20 protein-coding genes are annotated in these 22,219 nt (G+C 54.7%); 15 read left to right on the top strand and 5 right to left on the bottom strand.

The window, feature by feature from the left end:
* The first annotated feature begins 2 nt into the window (after positions 1-2).
* The 3 genes from NI000_RS12850 (at position 3) to NI000_RS12840 (ending at position 3,606) form a co-directional block, all read left to right on the top strand.
* The gene (locus tag NI000_RS12850; RefSeq protein ID WP_253411067.1) at positions 3-2,588 is read left to right on the top strand and encodes a metallophosphoesterase; all 2,586 of its coding nucleotides are present in this window, start codon (positions 3-5) and stop codon (positions 2,586-2,588) included.
* Between the two features lie 60 nt (positions 2,589-2,648).
* A complete protein-coding gene (locus tag NI000_RS12845) occupies positions 2,649-2,975 on the top strand; it encodes an Rpn family recombination-promoting nuclease/putative transposase (RefSeq protein WP_301292475.1) in 327 nt (108 codons plus the stop codon).
* Positions 2,976-3,150: 175 nt separating this feature from the next.
* Positions 3,151-3,606, top strand: coding sequence for a DIP1984 family protein (locus NI000_RS12840; RefSeq protein WP_253411064.1), 456 nt, complete (start codon positions 3,151-3,153; stop codon positions 3,604-3,606).
* Between the two features lie 477 nt (positions 3,607-4,083).
* Here NI000_RS12840 and NI000_RS12835 read toward each other — a convergent pair whose 3' ends face one another.
* On the bottom strand, positions 4,084-4,260 hold the full coding sequence (locus tag NI000_RS12835) for a hypothetical protein (RefSeq protein ID WP_253411063.1): 177 nt from the start codon (positions 4,258-4,260) through the stop codon (positions 4,084-4,086).
* Between the two features lie 87 nt (positions 4,261-4,347).
* Between NI000_RS12835 and NI000_RS12830 the strand changes: the two genes are divergently transcribed.
* From NI000_RS12830 to NI000_RS12815, 4 genes are all read left to right on the top strand, one after another.
* Positions 4,348-5,463: a slipin family protein gene (locus NI000_RS12830; RefSeq protein WP_253411061.1), complete on the top strand. Its 1,116-nt coding sequence runs from the start codon at positions 4,348-4,350 to the stop codon at positions 5,461-5,463.
* 266 nt (positions 5,464-5,729) lie between these two features.
* A complete protein-coding gene (locus tag NI000_RS12825) occupies positions 5,730-6,452 on the top strand; it encodes an amino acid ABC transporter ATP-binding protein (protein ID WP_054972083.1) in 723 nt (240 codons plus the stop codon).
* A 42-nt stretch (positions 6,453-6,494) separates the two neighbouring features.
* On the top strand, positions 6,495-7,298 hold the full coding sequence (locus tag NI000_RS12820; protein ID WP_253411059.1) for an ABC transporter substrate-binding protein: 804 nt from the start codon (positions 6,495-6,497) through the stop codon (positions 7,296-7,298).
* A 28-nt stretch (positions 7,299-7,326) separates the two neighbouring features.
* Positions 7,327-8,043, top strand: a complete 717-nt coding sequence (locus tag NI000_RS12815; RefSeq protein WP_127484369.1) for an amino acid ABC transporter permease — start codon at positions 7,327-7,329, stop codon at positions 8,041-8,043.
* Here NI000_RS12815 and NI000_RS12810 read toward each other — a convergent pair.
* On the bottom strand, positions 8,010-9,665 hold the full coding sequence (locus tag NI000_RS12810) for a PucR family transcriptional regulator (RefSeq protein ID WP_253411057.1): 1,656 nt from the start codon (positions 9,663-9,665) through the stop codon (positions 8,010-8,012). The genes NI000_RS12815 and NI000_RS12810 overlap by 34 nt on opposite strands.
* A gap of 197 nt (positions 9,666-9,862) precedes the next feature.
* Here NI000_RS12810 and NI000_RS12805 point away from each other — a divergent pair, with 197 nt between their 5' ends.
* From NI000_RS12805 to NI000_RS12770, 8 genes are all read left to right on the top strand, one after another.
* A complete protein-coding gene (locus NI000_RS12805; protein ID WP_253411055.1) occupies positions 9,863-11,128 on the top strand; it encodes a Glu/Leu/Phe/Val family dehydrogenase in 1,266 nt (421 codons plus the stop codon).
* A 25-nt stretch (positions 11,129-11,153) separates the two neighbouring features.
* Positions 11,154-12,518 carry an aspartate aminotransferase family protein gene (locus tag NI000_RS12800; protein WP_253411053.1) on the top strand — a complete coding sequence of 455 codons (1,365 nt, stop codon included), beginning with the start codon at positions 11,154-11,156 and terminating at the stop codon, positions 12,516-12,518.
* Positions 12,519-12,529: 11 nt separating this feature from the next.
* Entirely contained in the window at positions 12,530-13,225 is a 696-nt protein-coding gene (locus NI000_RS12795; protein ID WP_301292474.1) for a CoA transferase subunit A, read from the top strand.
* Complete coding sequence (locus NI000_RS12790; RefSeq protein ID WP_253411051.1) at positions 13,210-13,875, top strand: CoA transferase subunit B; 666 nt, start codon at positions 13,210-13,212, stop codon at positions 13,873-13,875. The genes NI000_RS12795 and NI000_RS12790 overlap by 16 nt, the downstream gene beginning before the upstream one ends.
* Positions 13,876-13,890: 15 nt before the next feature.
* Positions 13,891-15,075 (top strand): thiolase family protein, encoded by a 1,185-nt coding sequence (locus tag NI000_RS12785; protein ID WP_253411049.1) that lies wholly within the window; start codon positions 13,891-13,893, stop codon positions 15,073-15,075.
* Between the two features lie 154 nt (positions 15,076-15,229).
* Positions 15,230-16,507 carry a peptidase gene (locus NI000_RS12780; protein ID WP_253411047.1) on the top strand — a complete coding sequence of 426 codons (1,278 nt, stop codon included), beginning with the start codon at positions 15,230-15,232 and terminating at the stop codon, positions 16,505-16,507.
* A 28-nt stretch (positions 16,508-16,535) separates the two neighbouring features.
* Entirely contained in the window at positions 16,536-17,906 is a 1,371-nt protein-coding gene (gene gabT / locus NI000_RS12775; RefSeq protein WP_253411045.1) for a 4-aminobutyrate--2-oxoglutarate transaminase, read from the top strand.
* Positions 17,907-17,936: 30 nt separating this feature from the next.
* Positions 17,937-19,361: an aldehyde dehydrogenase family protein gene (locus tag NI000_RS12770; protein ID WP_253411043.1), complete on the top strand. Its 1,425-nt coding sequence runs from the start codon at positions 17,937-17,939 to the stop codon at positions 19,359-19,361.
* Between the two features lie 68 nt (positions 19,362-19,429).
* Here NI000_RS12770 and NI000_RS12765 read toward each other — a convergent pair whose 3' ends face one another.
* The 3 genes from NI000_RS12765 to ablB all read right to left on the bottom strand — a co-directional run bounded on the left by NI000_RS12765 (position 19,430) and on the right by ablB (position 22,072).
* The gene (locus tag NI000_RS12765; RefSeq protein ID WP_253411041.1) at positions 19,430-19,936 is read right to left on the bottom strand and encodes a hypothetical protein; all 507 of its coding nucleotides are present in this window, start codon (positions 19,934-19,936) and stop codon (positions 19,430-19,432) included.
* A gap of 91 nt (positions 19,937-20,027) precedes the next feature.
* Positions 20,028-20,603: a hypothetical protein gene (locus NI000_RS12760; protein WP_253411039.1), complete on the bottom strand. Its 576-nt coding sequence runs from the start codon at positions 20,601-20,603 to the stop codon at positions 20,028-20,030.
* Positions 20,604-21,193: 590 nt separating this feature from the next.
* Positions 21,194-22,072 carry a putative beta-lysine N-acetyltransferase gene (ablB, locus tag NI000_RS12755; RefSeq protein ID WP_253411037.1) on the bottom strand — a complete coding sequence of 293 codons (879 nt, stop codon included), beginning with the start codon at positions 22,070-22,072 and terminating at the stop codon, positions 21,194-21,196.
* Positions 22,073-22,219: the final 147 nt, after the last annotated feature.

Raw genomic sequence — 22,219 nt, 5'->3', positions numbered from 1 at the left:
CAATGGAGATCCAAACAAGGGTTCATACCATTTTTATGATGATCGGATCGACGGAATGCGGCAAAACGACGTTCGCCAACGAAGTGCTGATTCCCGGGCTGCGGTTCGAGGACGAGTCGAAACCTTTTAAAGCCAACATCCAATATCTTTCTTCCGACAGCATCCGCCAAGAGGTTCTAGGCTTTGCCTACGATAAATACGATCAATTGATGCTGGAGGCCAGCGGACAGGCATTTCATCTGTTGTTCGAGAAGCTGAAGATGGTGACCTCGTATCCCGTCAACGCGGAATTCGTGATCGTGGATACGACTGGATTGTCGGAGGATTTCCGGGCGAAGGTTCGCGAGATTGCCCATGAGAATAATTATAACCTGGAAGTCATCCTGTTCGATTACCGAAAGCGGGAGGATTACTACGCCTCCGAGCGGTCCAAGAAACTGATCACCAGCCACATCAACCGGCTGCGCAAAGACGTTCTCGGTTCGCTGGCCAAGGAAAAGTACGCTAAAATTCATAAGGTGCGCGCCAAAGATTTTTACTCGGTAACGGAGCAGCGGGCCAATCCCGATTACAGAGTCGTCATTGAAGATCAAGAGGAATACTTGTCGACCATTCTTCCGCAGGATCAAAAGGTCATTATCGTCGGCGACGTTCACGAGTGCGTAGATGCGCTGCAAGGTCTGCTGCTGAGCTACGGCTACCAGATCGAAGGTGGGAAGCTGGCCGTAACGGATAAAGTGCGGAACACGAAGGTGCTGCTAGCCGGCGACTGGATCGATAAGGGGAAGCGTACCAAAGAGATCGTGGAGTTTTTGTACGATAATCAGGAGCATTTCTTATTCGTCCTCGGAAATCATGAGAATTTCGTCTACAAATATTTGCGGGGCGAAATTCAGGGGGCCGATTCGGAGCTGCTCCGCACGTATTTCGATTCGACGGAAGTATTGCGGAATGATGCAGAGCTGCTGGAGAAGTTTAATCATCTCGTTTCCATCTCGAAGCCGTTTTACCGGTCGGTCGGCACCAAGGGAGCATCCTTCTACGTGACCCATGCGCCATGTCGGAACAAATATATCGGGAAGCTGGATGCGAATTCGATGCGTCATCAGCGCAGCTTCCGCATCAACCGGGAGGCTCCTCTGGAGGAACAGTTGGCTTTTCTTAACGAAGAGGCCGCGAAAAATCATCCGTACCACGTATTCGGGCACATTGCGGCGAAGCAGGCATTCCGGATCAAAAGCAAGCTTCATCTCGATACGGGATGCGTGCACGGGAACGTGCTGACCTCGGTCAGCATTTCGTTCAAGCCTTTCTTTAAAGCCTACAAGTCCGGGCAAGCTGTCATGACGGACGAGCTTCCGACCTTATTCCGGGAAGAGAGAAAAGTTTCCGTGCAGGAGCTGGGAGACGAGGAAATTCGCAGACTGCGTTATGTATCCCGCAATAAGATTAACTTTATCTCGGGAACGATGTCCCCGGCCGATAAGGACATGGCTGCGGGCGAGCTGGAGTCTTTACAGCGCGGCTTGGATTATTTTTCCGATCGCGGAGTCCGTCAGGTGGTGCTGCAGCCGAAATACATGGGCTCCCGATGCAACATTTATTTGCATAAGGACCGGGAGCAGTGTTTTGCCGTCAGCCGGAACGGTTACAAGATCAATCAGGTGGATCTGACCGGCATTTACGACCGGCTGCTGCAAAAATTCGGCGGATACATGGAGCAGAATGGCGTCTCTATGCTGCTTTTGGACGGAGAGCTGATGCCGTGGAAAGCGCTCGGGGACGGACTCATCGAGCGGCAGTTTAAGCCGATCGAGAAGGCGCTGGAGAGCGAGTTGGATTTTCTGAAGCGCAACGGTTTTGAACAAGCTTTCGGCAAGCTGACGGAGGAGTACCGCGCCAGCGGGTTTGAAAAGGACCAATTCCACCTCTCCAAAGCCGCCCTGAGCGACAAATACGGGGCAAGCGTGTATCAAAACTATAAATATGTCCATGACATTTTGGAAACCTACGTGCCGCTGGAGGAGCATGCGGCCGCCTATGAAACGTACAAGAAGCAGTTGGAACTGTATGCGGAGGACGGGGAGCTGGAGTACAAGCCTTTTGCGTTGTTGAAAGTGGTGTACGATAGCGGCGAGGAGCAGCTGCCGGATTGGAACACTTCGGAGATGTACCGTTTTCTGTCGGACGACGAGTTTGTTGTGCTGGACCTGTCCGAGCCGGAAAGCCGTGAGCAGGCGGAGCAGTTCTTCGCGACGCTGACTATCGGGAACCATATGGAAGGCGTCGTGATCAAGCCGGAGGTCTTGGAAGACCGGTCGGTGCCGTATATGAAGGTCCGCAATCCGGAGTATTTATCGATCATCTATGGCTACGATTACCGATTCCCACATAAGTACGGCAAGCTCATGAAGCAGAAAAACATTCACTCGAAGCTCCGTACTTCGACGAACGAATATCGGCTCGGCAGCCTAATGCTCTCCGTGCGGTTCGATGAAATCGCGCCGGGGCATGAGACGTATAACGAAATCGTCGCTAATTTGCTGTTTGAAGTGGCACGGGAAAAAGAAATCGATCCCAGGCTGTGAGGGAAGGAGCCGGTTCTGGCAAGTTTGCGTGACGGGCGCCCCTCGGCGTGTGTTGAGGACATGCTGTTCATAGACGGTGCACCCAAAGAACGATGGGAGGATCTTGCGATGGATACACCGGGACTGAAAAAAGCGATGACGACGCTGGAATTTTTAAGCCAAAACAAGGAAGCGCGGGCATTGTATGAGATGCGCAAAAAAGCACTGCTTGACGAGCAATCCGCGCTGGACTATGCGGAATCGCGGGGTAGGGCGGAAGGGAAGCTGGAAGAGAAACGGGACATTGCGGCAAGTATGCTGCAAAAAGGCTTGCCCGTCTCTCTGATTGTCGAGGTAACCGGCTTATCGGAGACGGAAATCGAAGCGTTGAATAGAAAACTGCATTAGAATCCCGAATTCGTTTCCCTAGATGACAAGATCGGAGCCACTGCTCCGGTCTTTTTTTATTTCATGAAAAACTTTCCACTAGTCGTAATACTTTCGCCATGTTCGTTTCGCCGCAAATCAGCGAAGATAAGATACACAAGGCGCTGCCATCCTAAAGATTAAAAAGGTGATAACGATGAAATTAGCCGAAGCTTTAATGAATAGAGCCGATTGCCAAAAGCGCATCGAACAATTAAAAGTCCGCCTGAACCGCAGTGCGAAGGTGCAGGAAGGAGAACATCCGCCGGAGGACCCGAAGGATTTGTTCCAAGAAATGAACGACACGCTGCAAGAGCTGGAGTCTTTAATGACCGCGATCAACCGGACGAACGCCCAAACGGTGCTGCACGACGGGGTTACCCTTGCCGATGCTTTAGCAAAGCGGGATATTCTAGGGATTCGCCGAACGATGATCCAAGAGGTCATTAATGCCGCGGCTGTGAAACAGGACCGCTACAGCAGGTCGGAAGTGAAATTCATTCCAACGGTTCAGATTGCCGAGCTGCAAAAGCAGGTCGACCAGTACTCGAAAGCTTACCGGGAGCTGGATACCGGCATTCAGGAAATGAACTGGAAAACCGAGCTGCTGTAAGTAACGATCATCCGTGTTAGTTGGTAGCCTTTTGTCTGAAGGCGAGCACCACCCGCCAACTGGGCAAGTTGGACTCCCGGTGGATGTGAGGGGCCATGTCCGGCAGGTTCGATTCCTGCATTTTACGATTCAAGCCCAGAACATCTTACAAGCGTACCAGTTCTTGTAATTGTAACGACCGGGTGCTGGTTCAGGCAAAGCGGCGAGGGCGGGAACGGGGGACTAACGATGATACGCGTCTGAGACGCTCTATCATACATTTAGGTTGATGTACGGAAGGCGTACCGAGGCTGGGATTTCCTACAATCCCGCAGTGCCCGCGCATCCTATGCGCCGGTATCCTGTACGGCCGATCCGGCATGAATCTGCCATTATCTTGGGTTCGAATCCCAAATCGTGTGGGACGATTAAGCTCCGTGGGGAGCACTCGACTTTCAATCGAGCGAAAATGACATGCTGTGACCTTCAAAGGCACCCTCAGTGGCTTCCACAGCACACTGCGTCCGGGCTTTGCAATCCGCGGATACCGGACGGAGCAACCGGAAAGGCAACCGCCAAGGAGGCGGCGAACGGGAGAACGGCTGCAATGGAGCCGATCCGAAGTTCGTCAGCTTCGAGGCCGGAAGCCCCGGCTCCTCCGTTCTTAAGCGGCATTCCGTCAGGGGCGCAGGAGGGTTCCTTTCACAGGTCACAAACCAATGAAAGACAGCTTAGGTATGAGCTGATGAAGGAGGATTTACCATGTTTAAAAAAGTAACCATTCAAACCGACGAGCGTGGCTTGCTGTTCCGCAAAGGAAGCTACAATAAATATTTGCAGCCCGGCACGTACCGCCTCTCGCCTTTTTCAGATGAGACGGTTGTCGTTCTCAATATAACGAAGCCTTTTGCGGTGGAGGGGAAAGACTTGCAGCTGTTCCTCCACGATGACCAACTGTTGCGGGAGCTGGATGTCGTCGAGGTGCAGGACCAAGAATATGTGCTGCATTACGAGGACGGCAAATTCGCCGCAATGCTGACGGCTGGACGCTACGTGTTCTGGAACATATTGAAGAAACACGCTTATGTCCGGGTGGACATTCGTCAGCCTGAGCTGCCTGCGGAGGTCGATCTGGCGGTTCGGCCCAGACTGATGGCGTATTGCCAGACGTTCGAGGTAGCCAGCTACGAGTCGGGCGTGCTGTTCTATAACCACGTGATGCAAAAAGAGCTCCAACCCGGCAAATATTATTTCTGGAAAGGACCTACCGCCGTCACGGTGAAGACCATTGACTTGCGCCAGCAGCAAATGGACATGACCGGCCAGGAGATGATGACTGAGGACAAGGTGACCCTGCGGCTCAATTTTGTCTGCCAGTACAAAATCGTGAACCCTCTGCGCGCTCTGGAGATCAAATCGTTCGAGGACCAGATGTATATCCAGCTGCAGCTCATTTTGCGGGAATATATCGGCACCTTGAAGCTGGACGATCTGCTGAAAATGAAGCAGGAAATCGCGGCGTTCGTCCTGTCCCGGTTGAACGAGAAAAGCGAGGATTACGGCGTCGCCTTCGTATCGGCCGGCGTGAAGGATATTATCCTGCCCGGCGATATCAAGGATATCTTGAACACAGTGCTACTGGCCGAGAAGAAGGCTCAGGCCAACCTGATCACCCGCCGCGAGGAAACGGCATCGACGCGCAGCCTGCTCAATACCGCCAAGCTGATGGACGAGAACCAGACGCTGTACCGGTTGAAGGAGCTGGAGTTCCTCGAAAAAATCTGCGAAAAGATCGGCACGATCTCGCTCACCGGCGGCGGCAACCTGCTGGAGCAGCTGAACTCGCTGCTGGGAGACAAAAGCGCAGGGAAAGTGTAATCGATAGATTTATCAGCGGGTCGCCTCGGCGGCCCTCTTTTTTTACCCCTTCCCAACGGTTTCCACAGCTTTCGGCTCTCAAAATGGGGTATGATTTATATACATGGCGTATAAAAAGCGGGAAGCTTTTTTCGTTCTATCGGCGAATAGATTGTAAGCGGTTTCTATATTACTATTTAACCAGGTAAACTTTTTGAGGACAAGCCGCACTTCCAAAAGAATGCGCTTTCTTTGCAACATAGACTATCCCGCAAGGAGGTTAATCCATGATTCAAGTTAACACCTTGGTCAAGTCATTCGGCTCCGTTAACGTCCTGAAAGGCATTAATTTAAACGTACAGGAAAAAGAAGTCGTCGTCATGCTCGGCGCAAGCGGCTCGGGCAAAAGCACGCTGCTGCGGTGTCTGAACTTCCTCGAAATTTATGATGACGGGGAAATTTATATTTTCGGCGAGAAGCGCGACCCTCACAAGTCGAACCTGAATCAGATCCGGCAAGAGGTCGGCATGGTGTTCCAGCATTTTAATCTGTTTCCCCATAAAACGGTACTGGAGAACGTGATCGAGGCTCCGATCCATGTGAAGAAGATCAAAAAGAATACGGCCATCGACACCGCCTACGACTTGCTGGACAAGGTAGGGCTGAAGGATAAGGCGCACGATTATCCCGCCATGCTGTCCGGCGGGCAGAAGCAGCGTGTCGCCATCGCCCGGGCGCTCGCCATGGCGCCGAGAGTTATGCTGTTCGACGAGCCGACTTCGGCTCTGGACCCCGAGCTTGTCGGCGAGGTGCTCCAAGTGATGAAGCAGCTCGCCAAGGAAGGCATGACGATGATCGTCGTCACCCATGAGATGGGCTTCGCCCGCGAGGTAGCCGACCGCGTCGTCTTCATGAGCGACGGAAAAATATTGGAGGAAGCCCATCCCGAACAATTTTTTGTCAATCCGCAGACGGAGCGGGCCCAGCAGTTTTTGCGCAGTATCCTTTAAAAAGCAACGCAGCCTAAGACCAACTTACAGGAGGAATATGTGATGAAAAAAGGGTTGATCGTTTCCTTGTTGTCGATGCTGGTAGGGGCTATGCTTCTCGCCGGCTGTGCTTCGACAGGCAACACCCCGTCTGCGGCTTCTGCCGACGGCAAAGATTCCGGACAAGCGAAAGCGTTTCATTTTGCAATGAGCGGGCTGTATAAGCCTTTCAACTACAAGGAAAGCGGCAATTTGGTCGGCTTTGACGTCGAATTCGGGAGTGAGCTGGCCAAGAAAATGGGCGTGAAGGCCGAGCCGGTCACGAACCCGTGGGAAACGATCATTCCCGGTCTTCTCTCGAAGAAATACGATGCGATTCTGGGCAGTATGGCGATTACGCCGGAACGCCAGAAGACAGTCAACTTCACGACGCCTTACTACCGGTCGGGCGCGCAAATTTTCGTTGCCAAGACGAACGAGACGATCAAAACCGCGGCTGATCTGAAGGGCAAGAAAATCGGCGTGCTCAAGGCCAGCTTGTTCAAAAGTCTGGCGGCCGAGCGGACGGATGCGGGCAACATTACCGAATACGACAGCGATCTGACGGCGCTGCTGGATCTGCCGACGGGGCGGGTGGATGCGGTCATTACGGACGATTTGGTCGGCTTCCGCATGATCAAGGAAAGCGCCACGGCGATCAAGGCCGTCGGGGAGCCGCTGACGATGCAGGAAATGGGAATCGCGGTCCGCAAGGAGGACCAAGCACTGCTGGATCAATTGAACAAGGCTATCGACGAAATGGTGAAGGACGGGACGTACGACAAGCTGAGTGAGAAATGGTTTGGCAGAAATATTTTGCAAAAGTAACGAAACGATATTCAGATGAGGTGACCCGATGATCGAAATCTTGCTGTCCAGTTACGACGTGTTTCTGAAAGCGACCTGGCTGACCGTTCGCATAACGTTGGTTTCTCTTCTGCTCGGAAGCGTCATCGGTCTGATCTTTGCCTTTTTCCGGCTGTCGAAGAGCCGCGTCTTGAACGCCGTAGCGACATTCTACATTACGTTAATCCGCGGAACGCCGCTTATTATCCAGATCGCCGTGCTGTACTTCGGAATTTCCAACATTATTTTGCTGTCGCAGTTCTGGGCGGGGGTGTTCGCGCTGGCGATTCACGGCGGCGCGTACATCGCGGAAATTTTCCGCGGCGCGATTCAATCGATCGACCGCGGTCAGATGGAAGCGGCTCGCTCGCTCGGGATGACGTATCCGCAGGCGATGCGAAGAATTATTTTGCCGCAGGCGTTCAAAATCGCGATTCCTCCACTCGGCAACCAGTTCATTCTGGGACTGAAAGAATCGTCGCTCGTCGCTTACGTCGGCATGTCGGATTTGTGGGGAGCGGCATTAAGCGAAGCGGCCGCGAACTTCAAGCAGCTCGAAACGTACGTGGTGGCGGGGTTATATTACTTGGCTCTGGTTATGCTCTTCACGTTTGTGGTGGGCAAGCTGGAAGCGAGACTCGATGTCAACGCGAAAGCGAAAAGCAGGGAAGCGAGCGCCAAGCCGCGCGCCCGCTACAGCTCCTCGGAAGAAACGGTCAGCTTGTAGGCCATGATCGCGATCTCCAGCTTCAAGCGGTCTTCCGACGATTGAAGATTGCGCCGGGTTTTCTTCTCGATCTGATTCAGCCGGTATTTCAGCGTATGACGGTGAATGAACAATTCGGCCGCGGTCACGTGCAGGCTCTGGTTATGGTACAGGTACGTTTCCAGCGTTTGAAGCAGGTCGGCTCCCTGGCGCTTGTTCTGCATCAAGGCTCCGAGCTGCTCTTCGGCAAACTGCCGTAAATCCATGCCGAGCTCCTGCATTTGGATCAGGAAGTGGTACAGTCCCAGATCGTCATAGTGGACGACGGACTTCGGCTTGTGCAGCAGCTTGGCGAAGACGAGCGCCCGATGCGCTTCCTGCGCGCTTTTGGCCAGGTCGGCAAGGTCAGTATAGCTTTTGCCGATGCCGATCCGCAGCGGGTATTCGGGATAGAACGCGCTCCATTTATCGGCGATGTCCCGCACGGCTGGAAGCGAAGCTTCCTCTGCGGCTTCGGGAGCCTTTCCTTTGCTTCCCGTTCCCATCAGGACGACACAGCCGTTCAGCCGGTTGCGCAGCAGAAACTGGCGGTTATGCTTGCTCATCGTCTGGTTCACGATCTGATACAGCCGGTCCAACATGTCGTCCAGCGTACAGCGGTCAAGGTCAGACGGAAGGTTCTCCACCTTGATTTGCAGCACGGCCTGACTGCCGCTCGGATCGAAGCCCAGCTTTTTGCCGCGCTCGATGACTTCGGCTTTATTGGTAAAATTTTTGTTTAACACTTGATCGAGAAATTCGCCCTGAAAACGGATTTCCGTATCCAAAATCGCTTTATGCCGCAGGAATTCAATCGCATACACGGTGGCCGCATGCTCGACCGCGATCTGGTCGATGTCTTTCCATCGTTCTTTATCCTTGATGGCCGCAATCCAGCCGTAGTTTGTCTGATTCGCCATGACTGGATAGAGCGAAATTGTGTATTCGCTTTCATGATTGTTTAAGTGAAGAAGCTGCTGTTCAAAAGGCGGCTGCAGCGGCTCGGAAAAGAGCAGGAGCCGATCCTGACCGATTCCGCGGACCGTGTCATGAACGATTCGATCCGAGACGATGGAAGCATCCGCATCGAACAGCACGATGCTGCCGTCCGTCAGCCGCGATAGCGTTTCGGTGATCGCCTGGATTCCTTGGTTGTCGAGGACCAAACGGGTAAATTCCTTGTGGATGTTGATCGAATGCTCGAACATGCGGAATTGGTTGTTGACGATCTGCTCCAGAATCGCCTTCGTAATGACCGAAAAGTTGATATCCGTCGGGATTTCCAGCAGCGGAAGGGCGGAGCGGTTCGCAATGTCGATGAACGATTGGGGAATTTCGCGCAAGTAAAAGCCGGTGTACATCGCGACGCCGGACAGCTTCTTGTTGGACAGCAGCTTGTGGAACTGGTTCCGTTTCTCTTCGCTTTCCATCAGGCCGAAGCCGGTCGTAATCAGGAACTCGCCTTCCTGCAGCCGGTCGATGTCTTCGATGACTTCGACGATCGTGACCCATTTGATCATATTGTTCATGCCGTCGAATCCGGCGACTAATTTCGTCTTCGACATCACGGGCAGCTGGATCGCTTCTTGAATGCTAATTCCCATAGGAATGATCCTCTTTTCTGTGCGGATTGGCTTGAGTAAGTTATATCACGGCCTGTGATTTCGGGCAAGCTGGAATTTATACCTGATGTATAAAAAAGCGCGCTCATTTTGGATTCGTCGGTCGAATAGATCGAGCGCTTTAGCTGGTTTAAACTACAAGTAATCGCAGCCATAACGCAGAGGCCGGAGGTGGAACGATGGCAGTCGATACGGTTCGGCAAACGGAACAACCAAGCATCTTGGAGCGAACGCAGCAGCTCATCAAGAAAGCGCTGGAGCATATGGGCTGCGCGGAATCGTTTTACGAGCTATTGAAGCGGCCCCTTCGCTTGATGACGGTTAGTATTCCCATACGTATGGACGACGGCTCTGTTCAGGTATTTACCGGCTACCGGGCTCAGCATAACGATGCGGTGGGACCGACCAAAGGCGGCATTCGGTTTCATCCCACGGTGACCCCGGAGGAAGTGACCGCTTTGTCGATGGGGATGAGCATCCAATGCGGTCTGACCGACCTCCCGTACGGCGGGGGCATGGGAGGCATTGAGTGCGATCCGCGCACGATGTCCGTCGCCGAGCTGGAGCGGCTAAGCCGCGGGTATGTCCGGGCGATCAGCCAGATCGTCGGTCCGACGAAGGATATCCTGGCCCCGGATATGTACACGAATGCGCAAATAATGGCTTGGATGATGGACGAGTACGGCCGTCTCCGCGAATTCGACTCGCCCGGTTTTATTACCGGCAAGCCGCTCGCGCTGGGCGGTTCGGCGGGCAGGGAGTCCTCAACGGCCAAAGGCGTGACGATCGTGCTGCGCGAAGCGGCGAAGGCGGCCTGCATGCAGATCGGCGGCGCAAGGGTGATCGTTCAAGGATTCGGCCATGCCGGAGGCTATCTGGCCAAATTTCTGCATGACGCCGGAGCGAAGATCGTAGGGATTTCGGATGCCGCCGGCGCTCTGTACCACTCGGACGGCCTCGATGTCGATTATTTGCTGGAAAAACGGGATGCGTACGGCACGGTCACCCACCTGTTCGCAAGCGCGATCTCCAACCGGGAGCTGCTTGTGCAAGCTTGCGACATTCTCATCCCGGCCGCCGCTGAAAACCAGATTACAGAAAAGAACGCGGCCGACATTCAAGCGAAAATCGTCGTCGAGGCGGCAAATGGGCCGACCACCGCGAAGGCTACGGAAATTCTCACCTCGCGAGGCGTGCTGCTCGTCCCCGACGTGCTGGCGAGCGCAGGCGGTGTTGTCGCTTCATACTTCGAGCGGGTTCAAAACAACCAGGGCTGCCAATGGTCCGAAGCGGAAGTTTATCGGAAGCTGGACCACCTTTTGGTCAACGCTTTTCGCGGGGTCCATCGGATCGCGCTGGAAAGCAAGGTGGACATGAGGCTGGCCGCCTATATGGCAGGCCTCCGCAAAATGGCGGAAGCCATGCGCTGGAGAGGCTGGGTTTAACACAAGCGTAAAGAGGGGAACCGACATGACGGATACACATTTGATCAAGCCGATTCTGGACTACGACTACCCTACAGTGGCCAGCGGACAAGGAATTTATCTCTATGACACGGACGGCAAAACATATATCGACGGCTGCTCCGGCGCGGTGACGGCGAGTATCGGCCACGGAGTGCCGGAAATCGTCGAGGCGATGAAGGCGCAGGCGGAGAAAGTATCGTTCGCGTACCGTGCGCAGTTTACGAGCGAGCCAGCCGAAGAGCTTGCGAGACGGTTAAGTGAATGGTCCGGGGGGCGCTGGAACTGGTCCTTTTTCGTCAACAGCGGCTCGGAAGCGACGGAGACGGCGATGAAGATTGCGATCCAGCATTGGCAGGAGAAAGGCCGCGACCGCAAAAACCGCTTCATCTCCCGCTGGATGAGCTATCACGGCATTACGATGGGCGCTTTGTCCATGTCCGGCAATATTTTGCGGCGCAAGCGGTTCATTCCGCTGCTCGAAGATTATCCGTCCGTCTCCGCGCCGTACTGCTACCGCTGTCCGCTGAAGGAAGCGCATCCCGGCTGCGGCATGAAATGCGCGCAGGAGCTGGAAACGTCGATTCTGCGTATCGGGCCGGAGCATATCGCCGGATTTATCGCAGAGCCGATCATCGGCGCTTCGGGAGGGGCGGTGACGCCGCCGGAGGGCTACTATCAGGAGATCAAGCGCATTTGCGACAAATACGATATTCTGTTCATCGCGGACGAGGTGATGACCGGGCTCGGCAGAGCCGGCAAGAAGTTCGGGATTGAGCACTGGGGAGTCGATCCTGACATCGTCGCCTTGGGCAAAGGGATGAGCGCAGGCTACACGCCGATGGCGGCGACGCTAGTCAGCGACAAGGTGATGGAGCCGATTCTGAAAGGGTCCAAGTCGATCATGGCGGGGCATACGTACAGCGCCAATCCGCAATCCGCCGCCGTTTGCCTGGCCGTGCTGGACTATATGGAAAAGCACGATTTGGTCCGCAAGGCGGAAGTGAACGGCGAGTATCTTCTGGCCAAGCTGCAGGAGATGGCCAAGCGGCTGGAGATCGTAGGCGACGTGCGGGGCAAAGGGATGCTGCTCGGACTGGAGTTCGTGCCGGATGTGCGGACGAAAGGGATTTTCCCGCTATCGCTCGGCGTGACGGCGCGGGTCATCAAGCGCGCTTTTGACAAAGGGCTGCTCGTGTACCCGGCATCGGGAGGCATCGACGGAGCGGCCGGAGACGCGATTATCGTTTCTCCGCCATTAATCATCACCCAAGAACAAATAGATAGCCTAGTAAGTATATTGGAAAATAGTATTTTTGAAGTGCAAGAGGAACTGCGGACGGAAGGCCATTTGAATAAAGCGGCGGTATAGGGGGAAGACGCATGGAGCTTGTAAAAAAGCGAAGCAAGGTCGCCGGGCTGGAGGACGCGCTTCAGCATATACGCGACGGGATGACCCTCATGTACGGGGGGTTCGGAGGCGTAGGAAATCCTCCGTCCTTGTGCCAAGGCATATTGGATAAAGGCGTGCGCGATCTTGTCCTGATCGGCAACGACTGCGCGTTCCCGGATATCGGGATCGGGCGGTTGATCACGGCGGGAAGGGTCAGGAAGGTCATCGTCTCGCATATCGGCTCCAATCCGAACGCCGGCCGGTTCATGAACGAGGGCGTGCTTGAGGTGGAGTTCAGCCCGCAAGGGACGCTGGCCGAACGCGTCCGCGCCGGAGGCGTCGGCTTGGGCGGCATCTTCGTCGATGTCGGCATCGGCACGATTGCCGAAGAGGGCAAGCAGCAGATCGTGCTGGATGGCAAGCCGTATTTGATCGAGACGGCGCTGACCGCCGAGGTCAGCATCGTGCACGCGATGAAGGCCGATCCGTACGGCAACTTGATCTATGACAAAAGCGCCCGCAATTTCAATCCGCTCGTCGCGATGGCCGGAGATTACACCATTGCCGAGGTAGACGAAATCGTGCCGCTCGGCGAGCTGGACCCGGAATGCATCGTCACCCCGGGAATTTATGTCGATATGGTCATACCGAGTCAAGGAGTGAACTGGACATGGGCGTGGGAGTAGAAGACAGCCGTTACCGGATCGCCCGGCGGGCGGCGCAGGAGATTCAAGACGGGATGCTCGTGAACCTCGGCATCGGGATTCCGACCTTGGTGGCCAATTATGTGCCGTCGGAGCTCCAAGTGTTTTTTCACGCGGAGAACGGCATCCTGGGCACCGGTCCGAGCCCGGCCAAGGGGAGCGAAGATCCGGCGCTGTGCAATGCCGGAGGCTTTCCGGTGACCATCGTGCCGGGTGCATCGTATTTCGACAGCGCGACGGCGTTCGGAATTATTCGCCGCGGCTATGTGGACATCACGATTCTGGGCGCGCTTGAGGTGAGCCAGAACGGGGATTTGGCGAACTGGATCGTTCCCGGCAAACGGGTGCCCGGGATGGGCGGAGCGATGGAGCTGGCACAAAAATCGCGCAAGGTCATCGTCCTGATGAACCACACGAACAAGCAGGGCGAGTCGAAAATATTGAAGCAGTGCTCCCTTCCGTTAACCGCGCCGCGCTGCGTGGATATGATCATTACCGAAATGGCCGTGATGGAAGTAACGGACGAGGGACTTGTTTTGCGGGAAGTGATGGCCCCCTTCACAGCAGAAGATGTCATCCGGCAGACGGAAGCGGAATTGATCGTTCCGTCCGTTGTGTCTACGATTCAATAAGGGAGGCAATCCGTGATGAATGAAGTCGTTATCGCAGCGGGGGTCCGCACGGCGGTCGGAGCCTTCGGCAAGTCGCTGCGGGATGTGCCCGCCACCGAGCTGGGACGTCAAGTGCTGACGGGCTTGATGGCGAAAACGGCGCTGCCGAAGGAAGAGGTGGGCGAAATCATTTTCGGCCACGGCTATGTGCACGGCGGCGGGCTCAATTCAGCCCGAATCAGCTCGCAGCGGGCAGGTTTTCCGCTGACGGTGCCCGGCCACGTCGTCATCAAAGCGTGCGGCTCCGGCCTCAAGGCGATCACAAGCGCGGCGCTGGCGATTGCGGCGGGGCAAGAGGAAGCCGTCATTGCGGGCGGCGTGGAAAGTATGAGCCAAGTGCCTTATTTGGTCCGAAACCGCTGGGGCACGAAGTTCGGCCATGTCGCGATGGAGGATGCGCTGCTCGCCGACGGGCTGACTTGCTCGCTTGGGAACGAGCATATGGGCATGACCGCGGAGCGATTAGCCGAGCAGTACGGCATTTCACGGGAAGAGCAGGACCAGTTTGCCTTCGAAAGCCACCGGAAGGCGGCCGATGCCGTCCGCAGCGGGCGGTTCAAGGACGAAATCGTGCCGCTGGAGCTGCAGGAACGGCAAGGCGTCCGGCTCTTCGACAGTGACGAGTCGCTGCGGGAAGATATCGAGCTGGCGAAGCTCGCCAAGCTGCCCGCCGTCTTCAAGCAGGGCGGCACCATCACCGCAGGCAACGCTTGCCCTATGAACGATGGCGCGGCCGCCGTGCTGCTCCTGTCCCGGAGCAAGGCGGAGCGGGCGGGCATCCAGCCGCTGCTCAAGGTCAAAGCGTTCGCCAGCGCTGGAGTCGAACCGGGCGTGATGGGTATCGGGCCGGTGCCCGCCGTCCATAAGGCGCTGCACAAGGCCGGGCTGACGCTCGATGACATCGGGCTGATCGAGCTCAACGAAGCGTTCGCCGCGCAGGCGCTGGCCGTCATCCGCGAGCTGAAGCTGAACCCGGAGCGGGTCAACGTTAACGGCGGCGCGATTGCGCTGGGGCATCCGGTAGGCGCTACCGGAGCGAAGCTGACTGTGACGCTGATGCACGAAATGCTGCGGTCCGGTGTGAAGTACGGCATGGTGACGCTGTGCATGGCCGGAGGCATGGGCATTGCGGTGATCTACGAGAACGTGAGCGAGGCGTAGAGGGTTTCGAATTTTTAGATGTTCGGTGAAAAAAGGAGCGGAGCGAGCGGAATCATTCTGGAGAAGCGCAGCGGTCGCCTTTGTCTCCGGATTCTAATGATCCGCAAGCGCAGCACCCTCCTGTTCACCTTACTTCCGCACAAGGAGGAGAAACATGTCAGAGCTCCAAGCACGGATTAAGCAGTGGATGCGCACGCACAGCGAGGAAGGCATCGCCTTCCTGCAGCGGCTGGTGCAGGTGCCAAGCACGCAGGGCCATGAGGCGGCGGCGCAGGCTTTGGTCGCCGAGAAGCTGCGGCAGATGGGCTTAGAGGTCGACGTATGGGAGCTGGACGGGGAAGCTTTGAAGAAGCATCCGTACTTTTGCTCCTCGCGGCCGGATTTCGATAACTGCCCGAATGTGGTCGGCATTCTGCGCGGGTCCGGCGGCGGGAAGTCGATCATCCTGAACGGCCATATCGACGTCGTCCCGGAGGGAGAGCGCGAGCAGTGGACGGACGATCCGTACAGCGGTGCGATCCGGGACGGCAAAATGTACGGCCGCGGCGTCACGGATATGAAAGGCGGCAACGTCTCCCTGCTGCTGGCGATCCAAGCGATTCAAGGGCTGGGCCTCCGGCTGAAAGGCGACGTCATCTTTCAGAGCGTCGTGGAGGAGGAAAGCGGCGGGGCCGGTACGCTCGCGACCGTGATGAGGGGCTACCAGGCCGACGCGGCGATCATCCCGGAGCCGACGAATATGCGTATTTTCCCGAAGCAGCAGGGCTCGATGTGGTTCCGGATTCAAGTGAAGGGCCGAGCGGCGCACGGCGGCACCCGGTATGAGGGAGTCAGCGCCATCGAGAAAAGCATGCTCGTCATCCGCCACATTCAAGCGCTGGAGGAGCGGCGCAACGCCCGGATCACCGATCCGCTGTATCAAAATACGCCGATTCCGATCCCGATCAACATCGGGGTGATCCAAGGCGGCAACTGGCCGTCCTCGGTTCCCGATCTCGTCCGCTTGGAAGGCCGGATGGGCGTCTCGCCCGAGGAAACCATCGAAGAAGCGAAGCTGGAGATGGAGCAGTGGCTGGAGCGGCTTGCCGAGCAGGACCCGTGGTTTAAGGAGCACGCTCCCGTGTTGGAATGGTTCGGCGCCCGCTGGATTCCCGGTTCGATGGACATGGAGCATGAGCTCATGCACACCTTGGCGGAGCAGTACCGCAAGGTCGCCGGGACGGAGCCGGTCATCGAAGCATCCCCGTGGGGAACCGACGGTGGTCTGCTGACCCAAGCGGGGAAGACGCCCGCTATCGTGTTCGGGCCCGGGGTTACGGAGGTCGCTCATTATCCCAACGAATATATCGAGCTGGACAAAGTGACGGAAGCGGCGGAAATCATTGCTTTGACGCTCATTCAATGGTGTGGACTAGACGAAACGAACGGTTAATTTTTCAAGCCGAAAGGGGAACAAACCAATGACAGCCCAACGAAAATTCGTATCGGTTGCAGCCGAATTGCCGGGAGCGAAGACAAAAGCGCTTCTGGAACGCAGACAGCAAACGGTATCCAAGGGAGTAGGCAACAACCATCCTTTGTTTGTCGAGAGAGCGCAAGGGGCGCTGCTGTACGATGTGGACGGCAACGTGTTCCTGGATTTCGTCGGCGCGATCGGCACCATCAACGCGGGCCACAGCCCGGCCGAAGTCGTAGACGCCATCAAGGCGCAGGCGGAAAAATACATTCACACGTGCTTTCATGTCGGAATGTATGAGCCTTACGTGGCGTTGGCGGAAAAGCTCGCCGAAATCACCCCGGGAGATTTTGCGAAAAAAGCCGTGCTCTTGAATAGCGGCGCTGAGGCGGTCGAGAATGCGGTGAAGATTGCCCGGAAATATACGGGCAAAACGGGCATCGTTTCCTTCACCCGCGGCTTCCACGGCCGGACCCTGCTCGGCATGTCCTTGACAAGCAAAGTAAAGCCGTACAAATACCAAATGGGGCCGTATGCCCCGGCGATTTATAAAGCACCATTTCCATATCCGTACCAACGTCCCGCGTCGATGACCGAAGAAGAGTACGGAGATTTTTGTCTAAAGCAGTTCGAGGACTTCCTGCTGACGGAGGTCGCCCCGGAAGAGCTGGCGGCGGTCATTATGGAGCCGGTGCAAGGCGAGGGAGGCTTCATCGTTCCGCCGAAATCGTTCGTGCAGGGTGTCTTTCAGATTTGCAAGAAGCATGGTATCTTGTTTGTTGCCGATGAAATTCAGACCGGCTTCGGGCGGACCGGAGAAATGTTCGCTTCGACGCTGTTCGAGATCGAGCCGGATCTCATCACGCTTTCCAAATCGATCGCCGCAGGTCTTCCGATCAGCGCCGTCGTCGGCAAAGCGGAGATCATGGACGCCCCGAACCCGGGCGAAATCGGCGGAACCTATGGCGGCAGCCCGCTCGGCTGCGCGGCGGCTTTGGCGGTAATTGAGATGATGCAGCGTGAAGACCTTCCGGGAAAATCACGTGTCATCGGCGAAACGATCCGCAGTCATTTCCACAAGCTGCAGCATGAATTTAAAATCATCGGAGACATTCGCGGCTTAGGCGCGATGTGCGCCGTAGAGTTCGTCGATCCGGACACCGGCAAGCCGGCGAAAGAGTTCGTCGCAGCTTTGCTGCAAGCTTGTTATCGAAAAGGAGTGGTCCTGCTCGGCGCAGGAGTTCACAGCAATATTGTCCGTTTCTTGACCCCGCTGGTCATCACGGAGGAGCAGCTGCAAGAAGGGCTCGACATTATCAGCGAGGCCATGGCGGAGCTGAGTGCTGTATCGGCCGGAGCGGGCAAGGCGGACTGATCGTATCGCATAAGGAGGCGGATTCACTTCATGAAAAAGCATGCATTCATCGACGGAACCTGGGTTGAGACGAAAAACTACACCCCGCTGTACTCGCCGTACTCCAAAGAGAAGCTGGCCGACATCGCTTCGGCCGACCTTGCGGAGACCGAGCTGGCGATCGAAGCGGCGGTCCGCTGCAAGCCGGTCATGCGAAGCATGCCGGCCCACCAACGGGCCTGCATTTTGGAAACCGTGTCCCGCCTGCTGGAACAGCGCCGCGAAGAAGCGGCCCGCCTCATCGCGCTGGAGGCTGCCAAGCCGATCAAAGCCGCGCTGATCGAGGTGGACCGAACGATCCAGACGTATAAGCTGGCCGGCGAGGAAGCGAAGCGAATCCACGGTGAAACGTTGGCAATGGACGCCGTTCCCGGAGGGGAAGGACGCTTCGCTTATACCGTAAGAGAGCCGCTGGGCGTGGTCGGGGCGGTCACCCCGTTCAATTTCCCGATGAATCTGGTCGCCCACAAGCTGGGCCCGGCCATTGCCGCGGGCAATACCGTCGTCCTGAAGCCTGCGGGCCAGACGCCGTTGTCCGCGTTCTTCATCGCGGAGCTGTTCATGGAAGCCGGGCTTCCGGCCGGCGCTCTGAACGTCGTCACCGGCGCCGGCAGAGTCATCGGCGATAAAATCGTCGAGGACCCCCGCGTCGATGTCATCACGTTCACCGGAAGCCCGTCCGTCGGCAAGAGCATCCGCGCGAAAGCCGGATTGAAGCGGGTCACGCTGGAGCTGGGCTCCAACTCCGCGGTTATCGTGGACAGCGACGCTCGGATCGATTCCATTATTGCGCGCTGTGTCACGGGTGCTTTCTCGTTCCAAGGGCAAGTCTGCATCTCTTTGCAGCGGGTGTACGTGCTGGAGGACAGGTATGACGAGTTTGTCGAGAAATTCGTCGCAGCGGCCAAGCAGCTTAAGCTTGGAGACCCGCTAGATGCCGATACGGATGTGTCCGCGATGATCTCCGAACGTGAGACGGAGCGGGCCGCGGCATGGATTCAAGAAGCCGAGCAGCAGGGGGCAACCGTTGCAATGGGGGGAACTGTGGAAGGCGGGATTCTCACGCCTACGGTGCTGCTGAACGTCCCTCCTGACGCGCAAGTGTCCTGCAAGGAAGTGTTCGCTCCGATTGTGCTGATCAATAAGGTTAGCTCGGTGGAGGAAGCGGTAGACTGGGTCAACCATTCCGTCTACGGACTCCAAGCCGGGATTTATACCGACAACCTGCATACGGCCATGAACGCGATCGATAAGCTGCATGTCGGCGGTGTCATGATCAACGATATACCAACCTTCCGGCTCGATCACATGCCCTACGGCGGCGTGAAAGAAAGCGGCGTCGGACGCGAAGGCGTCAAGTACGCGGTGGAGGAATTGACGGAGCTGAAGCTGGTGGTGTTTAACCGGAGTCGGTAGGTGGGAAGCACACTAATAAAGTTTGTTATTGATTTGTATCTGATAGGAAATAGTGAATCCAGAGGACGCTACTGATTAGGTTGAAGACGCCTACGAGTAGCGTCTTCTTTTGTTATTGATAAAATGATTTGATAACTGGATGTTCTTAATGCATCAACTTCTATCTTTTGATAGCTCTTCATGAGTTGTTCGGATGAATCACCAATGCCAATGTTCTTATCCGTTTTCAAGGAAGAAGGGCTCGTCAACAAAATATTTTCCACACCATCAACTGGGTCCTTTTCGCTATTACGATAAAAAAGAATTCGAGCATTTTGCTTTTCATAATACCATTCGACTTCCGGGGTTCCCCCGCCGCTATTGGTGACTTTTGTCAGCTCGCCGAACAAGGATTTTACTTTTTCTTGAGTATCCCTAATATGGATGCCTCCAACGGAAGTATTCTCTTTTGTGAGCGGGCCTGGCCCCTTTTCGATCGGTTTGATTTGATTTTGATTGAGTCTCTCTGTCATTTGTATTTGCAACGGCAGCACCTTTGTTAGGTTCCAATTTCGTATTAATAACTCCACAACCATTCAATAATACGCATCCTATAATTAAAGTACTGGTTCCAAGTTTGCATTTCATTTCCGATCACCTCTTAATGCCTGTTATCCGGAAGACACATTAATCTTCCCTATCCTCCAAGATCTGATCAATAATTAATAAGTGTTGTGTAATCCGCTTTTTCCGATAATGCTTGCACCAATTCTGTACGATAGATAATAAAAACAAAGAAATGACAATCACAGCGATTGGAGCAAAAGATCCGAAAATTGATGAAAATAACTCATTAATGCTGTTTTCATCAGATAATGAGGCAGATCCATTTTTGCTTTGAATCGAAAGAAAATTATTTGTAGTAGAAACGAAAACCCCTAAAATAAAAGTGCCCACAGGTAATATAAATTTTACGAAAAGATCGACAGCAATTTGAAAATACGTTGTTTCAGTATCATACGATTTAAGTAAGATACGGATTTCTTTTAATTCTTGGCTTTCAATCTGGTTATAGGCGTTGTAAGTTTGATGAAACCTGTAGTTCTTAATTTTCTTTTTATTTCTTCCCCGAGCTTGATTCCAACGCTTCGTGTACTGCGCAATCGGACCTTCTAGGCGTGACTTGAACATCTCTAATAGAATGGCTTCAATAGCTACAAATAAGCAATCGATAATGATTATAATTATAGTAGTTTGACTCATGGTTAGCCTCCAAAGCTGGGAGAAGATAAGTATCTAAACGACATAAAGGACTTTTGCTCTAACTAATTTTACACGCATACAGCAAAATGTAAATATCTGTAGAATATATCTTGAAAGCGAAAAAACGCTCTTAAGAAGCGTAGACATGGCCGGGTTTACTGAAGCTGGATAACGAGCATGTGGACTTGGCGCAATCGGTATTGGGGATGGAGCTTAGGTGAGGGGTGCAAGGTATGAATTGGTCGGAAGTTTGTAGCCGTTACCCTAGAAGATTATTTTGGTGGAAACCCTTAAGGCCATGTCGAGCAATCGCATGCGTACAATTGAAGAAATGACGGTTGTGGAAGAATACGATGACCCTATGCAGGCTTGGGAGGGGTATAAGAAATTGAAGTGATCGAGGGATACATTAAAGATATTTACAGAGCATGATGATACTTGGAGTAGAACGCGATCTATTCAGGGGCAGGCGCGAGAGATTGCAGGAATGATTGTCCGAAAATATAGCGTATCAACAGGCTTCCCACAATCCCTCGGGATTGATTACAGGGCCGAGTACACCGAATTCCACGAAACATGAAAGGGAAGGCCTAGCTTCCGCTAAGTCCTTCCTCGTCGAGATCTTTCACCCACAGATTCATATCCTCGAATTTGTCGTAAATCTCGACGCTTTTCGTCAGTCGGCCGTAGTAACGGTACCCCATTTGCCCAAGGGCGGCATTCATGCCGAACGAAAGGGCTCTCGCCAGCGAATAGGCGCAATAGATGTTCCTGCTGCGCAGTTCTTCTTCCAGGGCATAAATGAGCACTCTCATCAGCCCAAGCTTGCGGTAAGCCGGAAGTGTGGCGCAATCCGTAATTTCCGCGTTGCGGTAAGCTTCGTTGATTTCCGCCGAGGCGGCGCTGATCAGCAGGCCCGCTTGTTCCACGATATAAAAGACGGTGCCCTCCCGGATGACCTTCTCGACGTACCAAGTCTGGCTCATGGGGGTAGGGTACGTTTGAAACACTTGGCCGTACAAAGCGGCAAGCGCTTCGGCATCTTCCGGCTGGGCAATGCGCAGCGTACAGTCTGCGGGGATCTGCGGGCGTTCCGGCTTCAATGGGAGTTGAAGTACTTGCCCCAAAATCTGATCCTCCTCGATCCAATAATCGCTGGTCCGGCGCTCCAGATCGAAGTAGACGGCCATGCAGTAGGCATCGCTGCCAAGGAAATAGCCTTTGTAAATCCCTTCGAGCATACAGCCTTTGGATAAAAAGGCAGACCAATCTTCTTCGCGCGACTTAACGAAGGCTTTGGTTAACGCGTGCTGGCTGGCAAGCTCGCACATACGCCGGTAAATGGCATCGATATTTCCCCGGTAATCGTCCACCCGTATCCTTTTGTTAAAGAAATCGAGGCAGACATGCATCTCGTAATCGCACCCCAGCTCGATTTGATTGGTGTAGTAAGCTTGTTCTTCCAGCATGTTTTTCCTCCTCCAAGCTTTCCGTAGGAAAGCTACTTCGTAAGCATGTGCTTAGTTTTCCAAAGGAAAACTATCTTCGCAAATCCGTCCCATACATTCGGTTCCCTCCTAAGTTTAAAGCAAAAACAGAGCCAGTGCGAGAGAGGA

This window comes from Paenibacillus tyrphae (assembly GCF_024158745.1).
Classification (GTDB): domain Bacteria; phylum Bacillota; class Bacilli; order Paenibacillales; family NBRC-103111; genus Paenibacillus_G; species Paenibacillus_G tyrfis_A.
This window is presented reverse-complemented; position numbering and strand designations above follow the sequence as displayed.

What these genes read in the sequence shown, in the direction of transcription:
- NI000_RS12850 (WP_253411067.1), top strand. Translation starts at nt 3, where the DNA reads ATGGAGATCCAAACAAGGGTTCATACCATTTTTATGATGATCGGATCG.
- NI000_RS12845 (WP_301292475.1), top strand. Translation starts at nt 2,649, where the DNA reads ATGCTGTTCATAGACGGTGCACCCAAAGAACGATGGGAGGATCTTGCG.
- NI000_RS12840 (WP_253411064.1), top strand. Translation starts at nt 3,151, where the DNA reads ATGAAATTAGCCGAAGCTTTAATGAATAGAGCCGATTGCCAAAAGCGC.
- NI000_RS12835 (WP_253411063.1), bottom strand. Translation starts at nt 4,260, where the DNA reads ATGCCGCTTAAGAACGGAGGAGCCGGGGCTTCCGGCCTCGAAGCTGAC.
- NI000_RS12830 (WP_253411061.1), top strand. Translation starts at nt 4,348, where the DNA reads ATGTTTAAAAAAGTAACCATTCAAACCGACGAGCGTGGCTTGCTGTTC.
- NI000_RS12825 (WP_054972083.1), top strand. Translation starts at nt 5,730, where the DNA reads ATGATTCAAGTTAACACCTTGGTCAAGTCATTCGGCTCCGTTAACGTC.
- NI000_RS12820 (WP_253411059.1), top strand. Translation starts at nt 6,495, where the DNA reads ATGAAAAAAGGGTTGATCGTTTCCTTGTTGTCGATGCTGGTAGGGGCT.
- NI000_RS12815 (WP_127484369.1), top strand. Translation starts at nt 7,327, where the DNA reads ATGATCGAAATCTTGCTGTCCAGTTACGACGTGTTTCTGAAAGCGACC.
- NI000_RS12810 (WP_253411057.1), bottom strand. Translation starts at nt 9,665, where the DNA reads ATGGGAATTAGCATTCAAGAAGCGATCCAGCTGCCCGTGATGTCGAAG.
- NI000_RS12805 (WP_253411055.1), top strand. Translation starts at nt 9,863, where the DNA reads ATGGCAGTCGATACGGTTCGGCAAACGGAACAACCAAGCATCTTGGAG.
- NI000_RS12800 (WP_253411053.1), top strand. Translation starts at nt 11,154, where the DNA reads ATGACGGATACACATTTGATCAAGCCGATTCTGGACTACGACTACCCT.
- NI000_RS12795 (WP_301292474.1), top strand. Translation starts at nt 12,530, where the DNA reads ATGGAGCTTGTAAAAAAGCGAAGCAAGGTCGCCGGGCTGGAGGACGCG.
- NI000_RS12790 (WP_253411051.1), top strand. Translation starts at nt 13,210, where the DNA reads ATGGGCGTGGGAGTAGAAGACAGCCGTTACCGGATCGCCCGGCGGGCG.
- NI000_RS12785 (WP_253411049.1), top strand. Translation starts at nt 13,891, where the DNA reads ATGAATGAAGTCGTTATCGCAGCGGGGGTCCGCACGGCGGTCGGAGCC.
- NI000_RS12780 (WP_253411047.1), top strand. Translation starts at nt 15,230, where the DNA reads ATGTCAGAGCTCCAAGCACGGATTAAGCAGTGGATGCGCACGCACAGC.
- gabT (WP_253411045.1), top strand. Translation starts at nt 16,536, where the DNA reads ATGACAGCCCAACGAAAATTCGTATCGGTTGCAGCCGAATTGCCGGGA.
- NI000_RS12770 (WP_253411043.1), top strand. Translation starts at nt 17,937, where the DNA reads ATGAAAAAGCATGCATTCATCGACGGAACCTGGGTTGAGACGAAAAAC.
- NI000_RS12765 (WP_253411041.1), bottom strand. Translation starts at nt 19,936, where the DNA reads ATGGTTGTGGAGTTATTAATACGAAATTGGAACCTAACAAAGGTGCTG.
- NI000_RS12760 (WP_253411039.1), bottom strand. Translation starts at nt 20,603, where the DNA reads ATGAGTCAAACTACTATAATTATAATCATTATCGATTGCTTATTTGTA.
- ablB (WP_253411037.1), bottom strand. Translation starts at nt 22,072, where the DNA reads ATGCTGGAAGAACAAGCTTACTACACCAATCAAATCGAGCTGGGGTGC.